Origin of the sequence: Anabaena sp. UHCC 0187, from assembly GCF_009712035.1 — a bacterium.
Classification (GTDB): domain Bacteria; phylum Cyanobacteriota; class Cyanobacteriia; order Cyanobacteriales; family Nostocaceae; genus Dolichospermum.
Genome location: NZ_VILB01000008.1, coordinates 44437 through 58989, shown reverse-complemented (window position 1 = coordinate 58989; position 14553 = coordinate 44437). Strand labels below are relative to the sequence as shown.

The 14553-nt window shown below is 39.2% G+C and carries 15 protein-coding genes; 5 read left to right on the top strand and 10 right to left on the bottom strand.

Annotated features, from left to right (window positions below):
• Positions 1–93: 93 nt before the first annotated feature.
• On the top strand, positions 94–1158 hold the full coding sequence (locus tag FJR11_RS07290; RefSeq protein WP_168503123.1) for a two-component regulator propeller domain-containing protein: 1065 nt from the start codon (positions 94–96) through the stop codon (positions 1156–1158).
• A 62-nt stretch (positions 1159–1220) separates the two neighbouring features.
• Entirely contained in the window at positions 1221–1994 is a 774-nt protein-coding gene (gene panB, locus FJR11_RS07285) for a 3-methyl-2-oxobutanoate hydroxymethyltransferase (RefSeq protein ID WP_168503048.1), read from the top strand.
• Between the two features lie 81 nt (positions 1995–2075).
• Here the strand turns inward: panB and FJR11_RS07280 are convergent, their stop codons facing one another.
• From FJR11_RS07280 to FJR11_RS07275, 3 genes are all read right to left on the bottom strand, one after another.
• The gene (locus tag FJR11_RS07280; protein WP_168503047.1) at positions 2076–2312 is read right to left on the bottom strand and encodes a hypothetical protein; all 237 of its coding nucleotides are present in this window, start codon (positions 2310–2312) and stop codon (positions 2076–2078) included.
• On the bottom strand, positions 2302–2472 hold the full coding sequence (locus FJR11_RS23860; protein WP_371417481.1) for a hypothetical protein: 171 nt from the start codon (positions 2470–2472) through the stop codon (positions 2302–2304). The genes FJR11_RS07280 and FJR11_RS23860 overlap by 11 nt, the downstream gene beginning before the upstream one ends.
• 114 nt (positions 2473–2586) lie before the next feature.
• The gene (locus tag FJR11_RS07275; RefSeq protein ID WP_168503046.1) at positions 2587–3549 is read right to left on the bottom strand and encodes a DUF1517 domain-containing protein; all 963 of its coding nucleotides are present in this window, start codon (positions 3547–3549) and stop codon (positions 2587–2589) included.
• Positions 3550–4874: 1325 nt separating this feature from the next.
• Between FJR11_RS07275 and FJR11_RS07265 the strand changes: the two genes are divergently transcribed.
• Positions 4875–6110, top strand: a complete 1236-nt coding sequence (locus tag FJR11_RS07265; protein ID WP_168503044.1) for a glycosyltransferase family 4 protein — start codon at positions 4875–4877, stop codon at positions 6108–6110.
• Here the strand turns inward: FJR11_RS07265 and thiS are convergent.
• From thiS to FJR11_RS07250, 3 genes are all read right to left on the bottom strand, one after another.
• Positions 6107–6319 (bottom strand): sulfur carrier protein ThiS, encoded by a 213-nt coding sequence (gene thiS / locus FJR11_RS07260; RefSeq protein WP_168503043.1) that lies wholly within the window; start codon positions 6317–6319, stop codon positions 6107–6109. The genes FJR11_RS07265 and thiS overlap by 4 nt on opposite strands.
• A 181-nt stretch (positions 6320–6500) precedes the next feature.
• On the bottom strand, positions 6501–6701 hold the full coding sequence (locus tag FJR11_RS07255; protein ID WP_168503042.1) for a type II toxin-antitoxin system HicB family antitoxin: 201 nt from the start codon (positions 6699–6701) through the stop codon (positions 6501–6503).
• A 260-nt stretch (positions 6702–6961) separates the two neighbouring features.
• Positions 6962–7999: a thiamine phosphate synthase gene (locus FJR11_RS07250; protein ID WP_254444707.1), complete on the bottom strand. Its 1038-nt coding sequence runs from the start codon at positions 7997–7999 to the stop codon at positions 6962–6964.
• Positions 8000–8253: 254 nt separating this feature from the next.
• Here FJR11_RS07250 and FJR11_RS07245 point away from each other — a divergent pair, with 254 nt between their 5' ends.
• Positions 8254–9819: a DUF1565 domain-containing protein gene (locus FJR11_RS07245; protein ID WP_168503040.1), complete on the top strand. Its 1566-nt coding sequence runs from the start codon at positions 8254–8256 to the stop codon at positions 9817–9819.
• A 140-nt stretch (positions 9820–9959) separates the two neighbouring features.
• Here FJR11_RS07245 and FJR11_RS07240 read toward each other — a convergent pair whose 3' ends face one another.
• The 3 genes from FJR11_RS07240 to FJR11_RS07230 form a co-directional block, all read right to left on the bottom strand.
• Entirely contained in the window at positions 9960–10640 is a 681-nt protein-coding gene (locus FJR11_RS07240; protein ID WP_168503039.1) for a hypothetical protein, read from the bottom strand.
• Between the two features lie 131 nt (positions 10641–10771).
• On the bottom strand, positions 10772–12859 hold the full coding sequence (locus FJR11_RS07235) for an S-layer homology domain-containing protein (RefSeq protein WP_168503038.1): 2088 nt from the start codon (positions 12857–12859) through the stop codon (positions 10772–10774).
• An 88-nt stretch (positions 12860–12947) separates the two neighbouring features.
• Positions 12948–13475, bottom strand: coding sequence for a fatty acid hydroxylase (locus FJR11_RS07230; RefSeq protein WP_168503037.1), 528 nt, complete (start codon positions 13473–13475; stop codon positions 12948–12950).
• A 201-nt stretch (positions 13476–13676) separates the two neighbouring features.
• Between FJR11_RS07230 and FJR11_RS07225 the strand changes: the two genes are divergently transcribed.
• A complete protein-coding gene (locus FJR11_RS07225; protein WP_168503036.1) occupies positions 13677–14066 on the top strand; it encodes a 6-carboxytetrahydropterin synthase in 390 nt (129 codons plus the stop codon).
• A gap of 89 nt (positions 14067–14155) precedes the next feature.
• On the opposite strand, the gene FJR11_RS07220 is transcribed toward FJR11_RS07225, so the two are convergent.
• Positions 14156–14479 carry a hypothetical protein gene (locus tag FJR11_RS07220; protein WP_168503035.1) on the bottom strand — a complete coding sequence of 108 codons (324 nt, stop codon included), beginning with the start codon at positions 14477–14479 and terminating at the stop codon, positions 14156–14158.
• Positions 14480–14553: the final 74 nt, after the last annotated feature.

The window sequence follows — 14553 nt, the reverse complement described above, 5'->3', positions numbered from 1 at the left end:
TCTGGAGTTCCCTGTTCCCTTGTCAAAATTGGATACTCTATCAGCAGGAATATAACTGTGACTTTATTTCACAAGCATACTAATTTATTGATAATGTCCGCCTTGCTGGGATTAATAGCTTTACCAAACATGGTAACACCAGCTAAAGCTCAAAAGGTTGATAATACAGACAAAAATCCCACTCTCAATCAACCTAATTCTACCCCCACCTATCCAGCCGCAGCACCACCAGAACGAATTAAACCCTTACCCAACGAGAGAGAATTGCAAGAGGGGGAAACAGAAGTAGATTATCGCATTAGTAACTTACTCGGAGATTTTACAGGTAATCTTTGGGTAGGTTCATGGCGCGGACTATCACGCATTGACCCCAATACTGGCAAAGTTATTTCCCGTGTTAGTTTACGAAATATTGCTATTAGTGCTTTAGCACAAGATAAAGTAGGGCGTTTGTGGGTAGGAAACAATGAGGGTTTAACCAGAATAGACCCCCAAACCAGTCAAATTACAGCCCAAAATTTATTATTACCCTCCAAACGAGTATTATCACTGTTACTTGATAAGCGGGGTTACTTGTGGGTAGGAACTGATGCCGGTTTAACCCTGGTTAGTCCCGACCAAGGCTTAATCATGACCACAGTTAAAAATATGCCTGGTGTTAGTGTTAACGCCATGACTTTAGATGCAGATGGTCAACTGTGGGCTGGGACGCTAGAGGGAATAGTCAAGGTGAATACCTCCAGTGCTTTACTAATGAAGAGAATCGAAAATCTCCCTGGGGGGACTGTCCAGACTTTAGCAATTAGTCCCCAAGGATTAATTTGGGCAGGAATGCCAAATCAATTGTTAGTGATTAATCCCAAAAATGGTATTGTATTACGGTCTGTGACTCCCCTGCGCGGACGCAACGTGACATCAGTTAAGTTTGCCAGAGATGGTAGTGTATGGGTGGGTACTAACAATGGGTTGCTCCGATTAAACCCATATACAGGAGCCGTCTTAGACCAAGTTACCGGACTTCCTTCCAGTCGAGTTTTGACCCTGGCACCAGATATTGGTAATAAATTATGGATAGGAACAACGGAGGGTTTAGCTTGGTTAATGCCTTCAGTCGGTAAAGCCCAACCTCATTTTGGTTTTGGTCGGTATGTGAAATAGGGAATAATTGACAATTATCAATTGACAATTAACAATTGACAATTATCAATTATCAATTATTTATGGCAGTTACTACCCAACAATTAACTCAATGGAAACAACAGGAACGGGCGATTGTTGCGTTAACTGCCTGGGATTATGCGATCGCTCAACTTTTAGATATAGCTGGTGTAGACTTGATCTTAGTTGGTGATTCTCTTGCCGTCATCCTTGGTTATGAAACTACTTTACCCATAACTTTAGATGAAATGATTCATCATGCTAAAGCTGTGCGGCGTGGTGTCAAAAATGCTTTAATGGTAGTTGATTTACCATTTTTGACCTATCAAGAAAGCATCTCCCAAGCCATGCACTCCGCCGGCAGGGTGTTGAAAGAAACAGGAGCGCAAGCGGTAAAATTAGAAGGTGGCTATCCCGCAATGGTGGAAACTATTGCCCGATTAGTGCAATCTGGAATTCCGGTTATGGGTCATGTGGGATTAACACCCCAATCAATCCATCAATTAGGGTTGCGACAACAGGGAAAAACCCAGGAAGCAGGAGAGAGAATTTTTAACGAAGCGATCGCTCTCGAACAAGCTGGGGTTTTTGCGATAGTATTAGAACATATTCCTACAAAACTAGCCCTGCAAATTACACAAAAACTCCATATTCCTACTATTGGAATTGGTGCAGGTTCTAGCTGTGATGGTCAAGTATTAGTCACTTCTGACATTCTCGGACTTTCGGAAAAACAACCACCATTCGCCAAGGTTTATACAAATTTACGAGAAACAATTACCAAAGCTGTCCAAGATTACGCTGTGGAAGTGCGCGAAGGACAGTTTCCTAAATGAGTTTGTTGGGCTTCGCCCCGCTTCGCTAACACGCAGAGGCGCAGAGTCACAGAGAGTAAGAGTTTGAAATCTTTTATACTCCTAATGGACTCTTTTTTTGTTCTCTAAGGTAATTCGTTCCTGAATAGCTTGTTCCGCTAACCGGACATTCTCTTCTATTGGTATACCTTCTGCTGTCACCATTGGCGCATACCATGTAGCTTCTGAATCAGGAGTACGACTACTCACTAGAATATTCAAAGCCTCCCAATCACTGGGATGTCTACGTACATAGTCTTTCAACTCAGACCTCGACATTTGAGCAAAATTAGGTTTCATTATTAAACCTCCAATTTCCTTCAGGGAAGATTAGAATTTCCATTTCATCACCTGCCAGAATATATACATATCGCTCAATTTCGTCAAATCGAATCAAGTGGATGTCTAGAAGGCGGTTAGACAGCATCTCACAAACCCTGAGACAGGTTAGGGCTTGCACAGCAGTAGGATTATAAATGGTAGTTTCCTCAATTGTGACATAGATAATCTTAAAACGAATGTCGCAATTCTCGATTACAAGTCACTTCTAACTGTTTTCAGCCCTAAACCTCAATTAAACCAATTTCAAATCAGGATATTCAGCAAACAAATCATCTGATGTTAGAGTATCCCCTTCAGCTTGGGGAGTCCACAAAACTTCAATTGCTAAAAGTTGTTCACCACCAAGACTACCAATTTGACGTAAAGCTTGGCGTAAATCATCAGCATTATTAATAGCGGGAATTTCACATTTACCCAAAGTTGCTGCTAATAAAGTGACAATAATATATTCTCCTGGCCCTTCACTAATCAAACGAGTCGGGTTATCTTCACCAGATAAAGCTTCCTGACTGAGAACAGCCTTTAACTGATTATTGACATTAGAAAGAGTTTCTTCGCTAAACTTACTGCGTTCGGCTAAAGATAACCGATTAAATTGGGATTCTGCGGAATTTAACTTTGCTTGTTGAGTTCCACCACCCGCATATACCCAATATTCAGGGTGACGCAATAAAGCCAAACTAGCTTCTTGTAAAACTTCGCTTCTTCCCGTTGGGCTATTGGTATCAGCAGTTTCCGCAATCCGATTGAGTTCGGGTTGTAAATCTCTGGCTTGGGCTAGTAAACCAACTTGTAAACGAGTAACGGAAACCGAAGGATTACTACTGTAGCTGACTTCTTCCGTTTCTCCACTGGTAACACGGCGAAATGTTTGGACTAAAAAATTCGCCATAGCAAAAAAGATCAAAATCCCAAACAACCCGCCAAAACCGCCACCAAAACCCCATAAGGGCAAAAGAAACGGAAATCCGAAACCACCACCATAGGGAGCGTAGTAACCGCCACTGCTGGGCATATTTGTCCGGGGTGTGTAGGTACGACTAGAAGGCATTCTAAAAGAACCACCACCAATTCTGCCACCACTGCGGGCTGCTAAGGCATCATTAGCATGACTAAAAGCCAAAGTTAGCACTAAGCTAATGACAAAGATGGTTTTAAATAGGGGTTTGAGGAATCCTTGTATTTTTTTACTCATAACACATTTATTGTGACAACTGTATTTTTATGATGACTTCCCCTGTTTTGAAGAAGTGACGCTATATCTAATCTACCGCTTCTTATCTTGGTTAGGGAGAAAATAGGGAGAGATTTCTGGCGTTGATAACCGTACTGGGAAACATCCTTACCATCAAAAAACTTGGGAATCAATTAATTATTTCCATTGCTCAATAATGCCATACTGATAATGTTGGGGCTAAAAAAGTAATTTGTATCATTGATTAATTAATAATCTCAGTAATAATTCTTACTGATGATGGCAGCACTTATTTATTAAGTGTAAATCCTACTACTGTTAAATATTTTTTTGAGCATCTGAATAAGCCTGTTTTAAATGATACGAGTTTTTTTATATTACTAATTTTGCTACTAACAGATTTTTTCCGGATAGAGACGGAATATTTAGCACCTATATCTTAGGGGGTTTTATTTTTCATCAGTCGTCAGTAATATAAGCGCAGTGACAATTAATAATTTTACACTTACTACTGATTAACTATGGCAGCGGGTTGAAAAACTCGTTTCTAGGATAAGCTGTAATGTGGCAAATATATCCATGATTACCATCTCAGGGTATTCAAACTCAACATGGGGTAAATGCAATGATTGATACCCTAATTAATGATGAAAATTATGTACGCAACAAAGGTAAAAATAATGGATGTTATTAAATCATTATTTGGCAATAAATGCTATGACACAGATTACAAAATTACCGATATTTTCTGGCGATTTGGCACTAAAATAGACAATATTTGCGGTATTCTAGAGGAAATAGTTAGATTTAACAATTTTCCGAGTAGTTTCTGAGTAATCTCTTGGGAGTATCAGTGATAAATCATAGCTATCTTTGATTATGCAGATAACTTATCCAGCATTGATAAACCTGGGCAAATTAAACAATAATTGGCAGCGAAATTGGTGATAAATTTATAGTTTTGTTAGCCAGGTGTTACACATATAAATCATCTTCTGGGCATTAAGTGAAAAGTGCAAGTTTTATCTGTTAACAAAAATGTCAAAACCTAATTTTTGGAGTTAGAACTTAATAATTTTCTCTAAATCAGCAGAATTCGACAACCTCTATTTATATATCTCTTCTGTTTTATCTGTTGTCGGATTTGTCTGGACTATACCTCTATTAATGCAAATGATTATTTCATTTTTTCTGATTACTAATTTTTTGAAATTGCCATTTAGATTGGATAGTTTTGGCAATATATTTACTTTGCTATTTAGCAGTAAATAATCAATTCAATTGAAGATAATGCCCTAATTCCAGTTAATTTATCAAGCTTAATTATGGAAAATATATCACAACTAGGGTCACAAATTAGAGATAAAACGGCTTCTCCAGATATCCTGGTTATTTCCCGAATATTTCGCCCAAAAGAAGCTGTAATTGGTGAATATGTCTATAATCGTTGTTTACAAGATCCAGATCGGGTAATTGTTCTCGCTGGTGGTTGTGCTGGAGATAAAAAATTTGATCAATCCCAGCAATTTCCGGTTTATCGTTGGTTTAATTTTCCAGCTTGGTGTGATAACTGGTTAGGAAATATAATCCAATCTGGCTTTAATATTATTGCTGCTTTTTTATTAGCTATTAAATTATATTTTCGCTATCATTACCGCTACATTGAATGGTGTCATGGTTATGATTTTCCGGCGTTGTTGTTACTCAGTTACATTTTACCAATTCGCTTTTTTATCTATTTACATGATAATGATTTAGTCCGTACAGCTAGTAACCCTTTGTGGAAATGGCTATTAAAATTAACTCTCAAACGCGCTGATGGAATTGTTTGTAATAGTTCTTATATTCGCAATTCTTTAAGAAATACTTTTCGGTTAGATACTCCAACTCATGTGATTAACCCAGTTGTGAGACCAGAAAGATTTGGTAATCCTACTAGTTTTAGTCATATTGATGATTTACGTAATCGTATTCGTCAAACTTACAATATTCCGGAAACAGCGATAGTTATTCTCTCTGTGGGGAATTTGGTTAAATATAAAAACTTTGATCGGGTAATAGATAATATTCCCGTATTGCTAAATTTTGGTGTAGATGTTCATTGCATTATTTGCGGTACAGGAGTTTGTGAAAACCAGCTAAAATCCCAAGCGGAAAGGTTGCGAATAGATAAACGAGTACATTTTGCAGGGTATGTCCCAGAAAGGGATTTAGCCGGTTATTATGCAGCTTGTGATATTTTTGCGATGTTAAATTCAGATAATCATGAAGATAAAACCATAGATAATTTTGGTGTAGTTTATTTAGAAGCTGGTTATTTTGGTAAACCTGTAATTGCTTCTCGCTTAGGTAGTGTTTTAGATGCGGTTCATCATGAAGAAAATGGCCTGTTGGTAAATCCCGATTCTGGTTATGAGATGTTGCAAACTTTTAAGCGTTTGTGTCAAGATTCACAGCTTCGGGAAAAACTCGGCCGTCAAGGTAAGGAATTAGCGAAACGGAAAACCTATCATCGCTGGTTATATAGTCCTGAATCTTGCTATTCTTGTTTGTTAAATTAACCACCACCAACTATGGTGACTACTTCCAAGCGATCGCCATTTTTGATTTGAGTTTCAGTCCAAAATTGACGATGTAATATTTCACCGTTGTATTCTACTGCTATTAAGCGCAGATTAAAACCCAACTGTTGCAGTAATTCGGGTAAAGCAGTTGGGGATATACAATTGCGCGTTTCTCCATTGACTTGGAGATGAATTTGATTGGACATGGAGAAAAAGTTTGAATTTAAGAGTTATAAAAATAATAATCTAGTCAGAATCAGGATGTCCACCGATTAAAGGATAAATAGGATGAAATAGAGATTTGATCACCAATTATCAATTGTACATTGTTTAAATCTATTTCTAATATTTACGAATTGATATTGATTTATTTCCCTGAAATTGATTTCATACGGCAATTTCTAATATTTGAGCAGATTCATCCAGTTCTAATGAATCAACATCAACGAGTAAACAACCCTCAACGGCTTCATATATATTTTGTAGTAATTCTTCAAAAGTATCTCCCTGGGTAGCACAACCGGGAATAGCAGGAACTTCTGCCCAATAACCTACTTCTTCTTTGTGAATAATGACTTTTATTTTCATAGTTTGAAGTTCAAGTTTTTAGGTAGGGGATGATCAAAATAATTATATCTTAATATAGCGGTTCTTGATTGAGTGAAATACAAGAACCCCACCCCCAACCCCCTCCCCGCAAGCGAGGAGGGGGCTATTATGTACAGGGGAATATAATACTTTTCCAATTAATTTAGAAGCAATAAAAGCCATAGACTAAATCACAATATTGACAAACACAGCAAGGTGGGTGAAATTAACCCACTATAATTACTGTCAATATTCCTGAATTATTTAATTCGGTGCAGTTGCGAAAGAAAATACTGAGTTGCCAATGTAGGTTGATCTGATTCGATCAGCGATCGCACTACAGCCACCCGTTGCGCTCCCGCATTCATGACATCATTCAAATTACTCATATCTATTCCCCCAATTGCAAACCAGGGAATTTGACAATTTTGGGAAACATACTTCACATACTCTAAACCCGCTGCGGCTTTACCTACTTTAGTTGGTGTTTCATACACAGGCCCCACACCAATATAGTCCGCACCTTCGGCAATTGCCCCTTGCATTTCTTGAGGATTTGTGGTAGAGCGGCCAATAATGCGTTGATGTCCTAGTAATTGACGCGCTACAGCAATAGGTATATCTTGTTGTCCCAAATGCACACCATCAGCATCCACAGCTAAAGCTAAATCTACCCGATCATTAATAATGAATAAAGCACCATAATGGTGACATAACTGCCGTAGCTGCATAGCCCGTTCTAAACGTACCGAATCATCAGCCGTCTTTTCCCGATACTGTAACAGAGTTAATCCACCTTGAAGGGCAGCTTCCACAATTGCGAATAAGTTATCTGCGGGAGATGTTACCAGATATAAATGCGATCGCCATAATAACTGATGACGCTGATAACCCATCAAATTACTTTCCAGGGTATAAACCTGATAACGCATTTGTTTACAAGCCGCTCCCATATTCCCATGATAAAGCTTGCCATATTCTTCTAATACGCGCAATGCTTCTTGCACACGGCAAAAATTAGCCTGTAATAGAGATGTAATATCAGCCCGTTGTTCCTCTTGGGGGTGACTTAAATCAGTTCCCGGATCACCTGGTGTATCGCGGGCTGCGCGGATTTCAGCCGTATGCCAAGCGCCCAACTCTTGACGCAAGTGTTTACATATACCTGAAAACTGGGCATTATTTAAACCAAATCGGCACCATTCTTCAATAATTCGCAAACCCTCACGAGCGCGATCCAAGTTCGCATCTAAAATGCGATAAACAGTTTGTTGTGTGTGACTATGGGCTGAAACCATTACAAAAACCCCATTTTTAATGCTTGCATCGTAATAGCCAGCCTGATTCATATTTTGATTATTAAATAATTGCTAACTAATTGTGGTCAATTTGTCAAGGTACGAGTAACATCGTGAACATACTACTGTTGGACAGTATAAAAATTGATTGTATAGCAGTTGTCTGGCAGCAGTTGATATACAGTGATAATCAAAGTCATAGAAAAAAAGACTGTCAATCTTCCTGCTAGATATTTTCAGGAGTTCTATAAACAATGATAATTCCCCAAAAATCTGTGAACACCCTGCATAATTCCCTGAGTTTCTCAATTTTGAGTTTAACTATTAGTTTAGGAATGACGAGTACAACACTCTTAATGACAAGCGCAAGTAGTGTCTTTGCTCAAGTGCCTACAGGAATAGAACAGCTATTTCCAGGTGAAAAAACAATCTCTCAGGTTAACCAATCATTTGTCAACCCAAGTATGGGAAATGACAAAACAGGTAATGGGAGTGAAAGCGCACCTTGGCAAACAATTACTCAAGCCTTAGAAGCATCACAGTCTAACAGTTTAATTATCCTCTCTCCTGGTACATATAGTGCCAAAACTGGAGAAGTATTTCCTTTAATTTTAAAACCAGGGGTAGCGATTCAAGGCGATATTAACAATAAAGGCAAAACCGTAACAATTATTGGTGGTGGTGAATACCTCAGTCGCAGGTTTGGTGGTCAAAACGTCGCCATTGTCGGTGCTAACCAAGCTAGTTTAAGTGGTGTCACCATTACTAACTCTAATAGTCGGGGTTATGGATTGTGGATTGAATCTAGCAATATTGTAGTTCGAGACAATACCTTTACTAATAGTACCCAAGATGGAATTGCTGTCACTGGTGATGCTACACCTAGCATTAGCAAAAATTATTTTATTCGCAATGGTGCTAATGGCATAACTATTTCTGGTAATGCTCGCCCCGAAATCAGAGAAAATATTTTTCAAGAAACTGGTTTTGGGATTAATGTTGCTCAAAATTCGTCTCCGGTGGTAGTAGCTAACCAAATTCAGGACAATAGATCGGGTATTATTGTCCAAGCAAATGCTACACCCATGTTCAGGAATAATTTTATTCAAGGTAACAAAGAAGATGGTTTAGTAATAATTGCCCAAGCTAGACCAGATTTAGGTAGTAGTTATGACCCAGGGAAGAATGTATTTCGGAATAATGGTCGTTATGATATCAACGCCCAAAGTGCTAAGTTGCTAATTTCTGCCCCTGGAAACAATTTAGTTAGCAATCGCATCAGCGGTAAGGTGGATCTTCAAGGCATAACCGCATCTACAGCCCAAAATTCTGGTTCTAACTCTTTATCAAGAGAAATTTCGGGGAATACACCAATAACCTTTTCTACCCCCACAGTTTCCAATTTTCCTAATCAAAGAACTCTAACACCTTTAAAAATTAGAACCATTCCTAATTCCAGTCAACCGCCACAATTACCAAATAATCAGTCTGATTTACCACAGTTTAATTATGTGCGACTTGACTCAGGTGCTATTGAATTTGTCGCTCCTCAAGCCGCAACAGGGGCAAATATTCAGAATTCAGCCCCTCAAAATTATTCAGCTACTAATAAAAATTCCCGTTATCGCGTGCTAGTGCTAGTTGCAAATCAACAGCAACAGAATTTAGTCAGTTCTCTAGTTACTGATGCTTTTTCTAAAGTTTGGCAAGGCCGCAAGGTGATGCAAGTGGGAATCTTTAGCAGTCAGGAAAGTGCTAGTGAAATGGTTAACTCTTTCAATAGCAAAGGTTTAAGAGCAGTTATCGAGCCTATAAAGTAATTTCTTTCTTCCTTCTTCCTTCTTCTTTCTTCCTTCTTCCTTCTTCTTTCTTCCTTCTTCTTTCTTCCTTCTTCTTTCTTCCTTCTTCTTTCTTCCTTCTTCGTCCTGACTCCTGACTCCTGACTCCTACTCCTGACTCCCTAAAATACAAACTCCAAGCTTTCACTAGTGAGGGCTTTGAGTTTGGATGTAAAAGATTCGGTGCGATCGCTTTTTTGGGGCATAAACTGACCAATGGGGGGATGATTGGCCGTTGCTGCTAACATTAGCTGTGGTGTTGGTTCATATGAAATACTCTCAATAATTTCCTGTTGACTTACTTCTGCTGTTAATTGAAAAGAAGGAGGTGTAGGGACTAGATTTTCTTGGTCAGAGTCCCAGGTTGCGACTGTACGCTGTAAATTATTATTTATTTGATACTTATAACTAACTTCGGCTGGTAATAATTGAGGATGTTTATATTTTTCAGTCCTGATCTCCTGTTCAGGTGGTGGTAAAACTGGGAGAGAGGGAGAAGTGAGACGTTCGGGGAATTTGCTGCAAATCATGCGCTCAAATTCCATGTTGAAATGATATGTTGTCTCTCCCCTACGCCGCCAAAAGGTCAAAATTTGCTGTACAGATATAGCTTTATAACGTCCTTGATACAAAGCTTCTATCACCGCCAAGTGTAACCAATGAATGGGATATTCTGATTGCCAGCGGCTAATTAACTCACTGGCATTATACCCATTGAGATCAAAACTGTAGTGAGTTAATAATTTAGCTGCTAATTCGGCAGGAGCCGCAAAAGTTGGAGTAACCGGGGCTGTTGTTAACATGGGCTGTAAGTTTCTATGGCAATAGGTATAAACATTTCACCCATCGCATCTAGCCTAACGTATTTTTAGCTACATGAGTGTTTTTTTTCACCAGCGGCAAAATTGATAGGCAGTGTTTCTCATTCTACTTGTCAATTGCTGATCTGCAAAACAATATATGGTGAGTTGATAACTTTAGTGCGTTGACTGGCTACTAATGCCTGATAGACCATAGCCGCAACTTCGGCACGGGTGGCTTCCCTGGTTGGTGCCAGCAAATTGGGATCTGGATAATTAACAATAATTTTTTGCTGGGTAGCTATGGTAACTGCTGTCCGGGCATATTCGGGAATTTTATCTTGGTCAACATAGGTTACGGCTTTTTGGGCAGTTGGCGAAAGTCCCAGTCCGTTGACTAAGGAGACTATGACTTGTAGCCGTTGGACGTTTTGGGTAGGACGGAAGGTGCGATCGCTAAATCCGCCTACAAAACCGCCTCTGGCTGCTATTTCGATGGCGTTAGCTGCCCAAAAATTCTGGGGTATATCTATAAATTCTGGGGACGGGCGTTTGGCTGGGGGATTAAAGGCCGCAGCGATTAAAGCTGTGTATTGGGCGCGAGTCATGGCTTGATCTGGTTGGTATGTACCATCAGCAAAACCCTGGGTTAAGTTCATACTAACCAATGCTCGAATAAATGGTTCTGCCCAATGTCCGACAATATCGGAAAAAGAGGGAATCTCTGTCTCTGGTTTGACAATATAGGGAGAGGGAAGAGGATTTTCTTGACCTGTAGCGACTAATGCCTGATAAATGAGAACGGCAACTTCAGCGCGGGTAATTTCTCGCAGTGGTTCTAATTGATCCACTTGGGGATAATTAACTACTAATAGTTTTTGCGTAGCTACGGTGGTGGCGTTGGTAGCGTAACTAGGAATTTGGGCGCGATCACGGTATACCATTAAGACGTTAGGATTACCACCATTCAAGTTTAAACCGTTGACAATGGAGACTAGAGCTTGAATTTTTGTTAAGTTATTTTCCGGTCGAAATGTCCCATCAGGAAAGCCCTTCAAAAAGCCTTGATCCGCCGTACTGGCTATGGCTTTAGCAGCCCAAAAGTTTGATTTGACATCTTTGAATCTATCTAATTGATTACTTTCAGGTAGTTCAAATGTTTTAGTCATCAAAGCCGCATATTGGGCGCGGGTAATTGGTGTGGCTGGTTGAAAAGTCCCATCAGGAAAGCCACTAATAAAACCTTTACTCACCAAGGACTCCACAAAAGCTGCCGCCCAATGTCCCTCTAAATCAGCAAACCTGGTGCTAACTCCTATTTGACTGGGGGTGTCAATGGTAGCAGCCATAAAATCTATTGCCCCCATTACCTGGGGAGGGCTTAACTGATTACCGACGGACATGATTTTCTGATCTGTGACATTTTGTAAATCGAATTTACCCTGTTCCCGAAAAATATTGTCAGCAGGATCTTGAGGACTTCCTAAATCGGGAATAGCATTACCATTTATCAATAGACCACCTTGGATATTATTAGCAATCAGATTCCGGCGTAATACTGGTTTAGCATCCCTAGAAAGGGCGATCGCTGTGCCATTGGCTGAAAGTTTATTATTGGCGATTAAAGGGGCAGCAAAATCACTAATCGCTATACCCAAACCGTTATTTTGAAATACATTCCGCAATATTTCCCCTTTACTATTTTTAGCGATGACTAATCCACTCACCTTATTGTTAATAAACAAATTATCCACAATACCCGGTTTAGCATTGCCAGTGGTAAAAATTCCTTCCCTAGTACAGTTCTTAAATGTACTATTAGCTATGGTAGGTATTGATGACTCAATCCAAACACCAGTACCTTTAAGTGAATTATTAATCACGGTAACACCTAAGAGACTGGCATCACCTAGTAATAGTAAAGTTATATTCTGGACTCCGAAACTAGGGCTTTGATATTCCCCACTGCCAGAAATGATAATTTCCTGACCTTTATTGGCCTCATTTCCTACTACCAATACTCCCGGTGGAATGACTAGGGGAAAGACTTCGCCATTGGCTGTGCTATAAGTGCCTGTGGACAACTGAATAATTGTTGATGCTTTCCCTTGCTTGAGGGCGCGGGTAATAGTTTTTAATGGCGTAGACCGAGAACCCGTATTAGCATCATTTCCCGTAACGGAATTAACATAGACTGTGGCAACAAGACTAGAATTAACCATTGATTGTTAAACGTGTAAGGTTTTAATGGTGACATCCATAATTAACCATACTTTTAACACACTCAATATTTTAAGTCGGTAATTCTAGTCAAAATCGAGTTGATCGAGAAATGTGAGTTTCCGGATCAGAACGCCAATACATTCTCAGTAACCGCAACCAACGCAGCCAAATTTTTGCAGGTTGGTCAAAAAACGTGAAAATATCCCCGAAACCCATGTTAGTTTTTTGGTGATGTAACCAGTGTTGTTCCGGCGTAGTAACAAATAAAAATTTACACAAAACCGTTACAGCTTGAGGTGTTTGCCACCCTAAAGAAATTACGTGTCTCCACCACACATGGAACTGCCCAAGCAACAAACCACAAATTACGCCTATGGGTGATAACTGCCATAACCAAACGGCTACTAGTAAATAGGGCAAAGCTCCCAAAATCCCATCTAAAAGCACCTGGGGATTAAATGTTAAAATAGCATAGTGGCGAAAATTCTTTTTCCAGGAATGATGAGTTGTCAGGTGGAGGCTACCAAAAACGTGTTCAGGGACATGATAGAAGAAGGTAGAAACAAAATCGCCAAGAATCAGTAATAGCCCAGCAACAGCAATAACTTCAAGCATTTGGAATCCTGTATACATCTATAACCTGATAGATATACTGTGTGTTTTTTATCGTATCCTCACCATCTTCTAACTAAGGCAGATCCAATGAGCAAAGATTGAGTTAACATCAGTACAAATTTAGGTTAAATTGCATATTTAGGGAACAGGGAACAGGGGGAAGAATTTTCCCAATTACCAATTAGCAAAGAGTATATCAAGATGCCAAAATGGAAACTAAGTACAGAATTTACCTTTGATAGCGCCCACTATATCAAAGACTATAATGGTCCTTGTGGGAGAATGCACGGACATACTTATAAGGTGAGAATTGAAGCGCAGTCATCAACTTTGCATTCCTCAGAATACTGTCCTCACCCAGTTATGGTGGCTGATTTTAGAAGTTTACGTTGGGCTAAAAAAGATATGACTCAGGGAGGGCTAGATCATTGTATTTTAAATGAGGTGATGCCACCTGAATATGAAACAACGGCGGAAATGATTGCTAAATATATTTATGACGAAACTAAAAAGCGGTTATCGAATGATATAAAACTTAAGGTTGCTGTATCGGAAACTGCTAATTCTTGGGCAGAATATGAAGATGATTAAAGTTTAAATTCAGGGAGTCAGATTTCCAGATGTAGACTTTAAAAAAAACAATAAGCAATTCAAAATTCAAAACCAGTTACGATGGTTATTTAAGCATGGCAAAAAAGATCATAATAACACAGCCAATGTTCATGTACCGAACTTAAATAGTAGGAAATACTAAACGCGAATATTGCTAAAAGCACAGGAACTACCATAGTAAATTCTAACTTGCCTTTTTTAAGGATTTCTAAGCAAGAAATCACAATTACTACAGGCCACAAAATAGTGGTGATAATAAACATGATAAAGGAGAAAAATTTATCCTCTGGAGAAGATGTAGGATGACGGAGAGAAAAGGTTAACCAATTGGTAAAAAAATAGCCAGTCATTAGGACATAGCTAATAACTAAAGTTAACTGAATTTGATTCACAGTACCTACTCCTTTAATAATATAAGTTATAGGAAATACGGCTTTAGCGTAGCTGTCGTAGGCATAGGCCACGC

Bases quoted from the DNA above. Each gene is read 5' to 3' on its own strand.
- FJR11_RS07235 (WP_168503038.1), bottom strand. From the start codon at position 12,859: ATGGTTAATTCTAGTCTTGTTGCCACAGTCTATGTTAATTCCGTTACG.
- FJR11_RS07255 (WP_168503042.1), bottom strand. From the start codon at position 6,701: ATGAAAATAAAAGTCATTATTCACAAAGAAGAAGTAGGTTATTGGGCA.
- thiS (WP_168503043.1), bottom strand. From the start codon at position 6,319: ATGTCCAATCAAATTCATCTCCAAGTCAATGGAGAAACGCGCAATTGT.
- FJR11_RS07240 (WP_168503039.1), bottom strand. From the start codon at position 10,640: ATGTTAACAACAGCCCCGGTTACTCCAACTTTTGCGGCTCCTGCCGAA.
- FJR11_RS07250 (WP_254444707.1), bottom strand. From the start codon at position 7,999: ATGGTTTCAGCCCATAGTCACACACAACAAACTGTTTATCGCATTTTA.
- FJR11_RS07245 (WP_168503040.1), top strand. From the start codon at position 8,254: ATGATAATTCCCCAAAAATCTGTGAACACCCTGCATAATTCCCTGAGT.
- FJR11_RS07265 (WP_168503044.1), top strand. From the start codon at position 4,875: ATGGAAAATATATCACAACTAGGGTCACAAATTAGAGATAAAACGGCT.
- FJR11_RS07230 (WP_168503037.1), bottom strand. From the start codon at position 13,475: ATGCTTGAAGTTATTGCTGTTGCTGGGCTATTACTGATTCTTGGCGAT.
- panB (WP_168503048.1), top strand. From the start codon at position 1,221: ATGGCAGTTACTACCCAACAATTAACTCAATGGAAACAACAGGAACGG.
- FJR11_RS07290 (WP_168503123.1), top strand. From the start codon at position 94: ATGTCCGCCTTGCTGGGATTAATAGCTTTACCAAACATGGTAACACCA.
- FJR11_RS07275 (WP_168503046.1), bottom strand. From the start codon at position 3,549: ATGAGTAAAAAAATACAAGGATTCCTCAAACCCCTATTTAAAACCATC.
- FJR11_RS07280 (WP_168503047.1), bottom strand. From the start codon at position 2,312: ATGAAACCTAATTTTGCTCAAATGTCGAGGTCTGAGTTGAAAGACTAT.
- FJR11_RS07225 (WP_168503036.1), top strand. From the start codon at position 13,677: ATGCCAAAATGGAAACTAAGTACAGAATTTACCTTTGATAGCGCCCAC.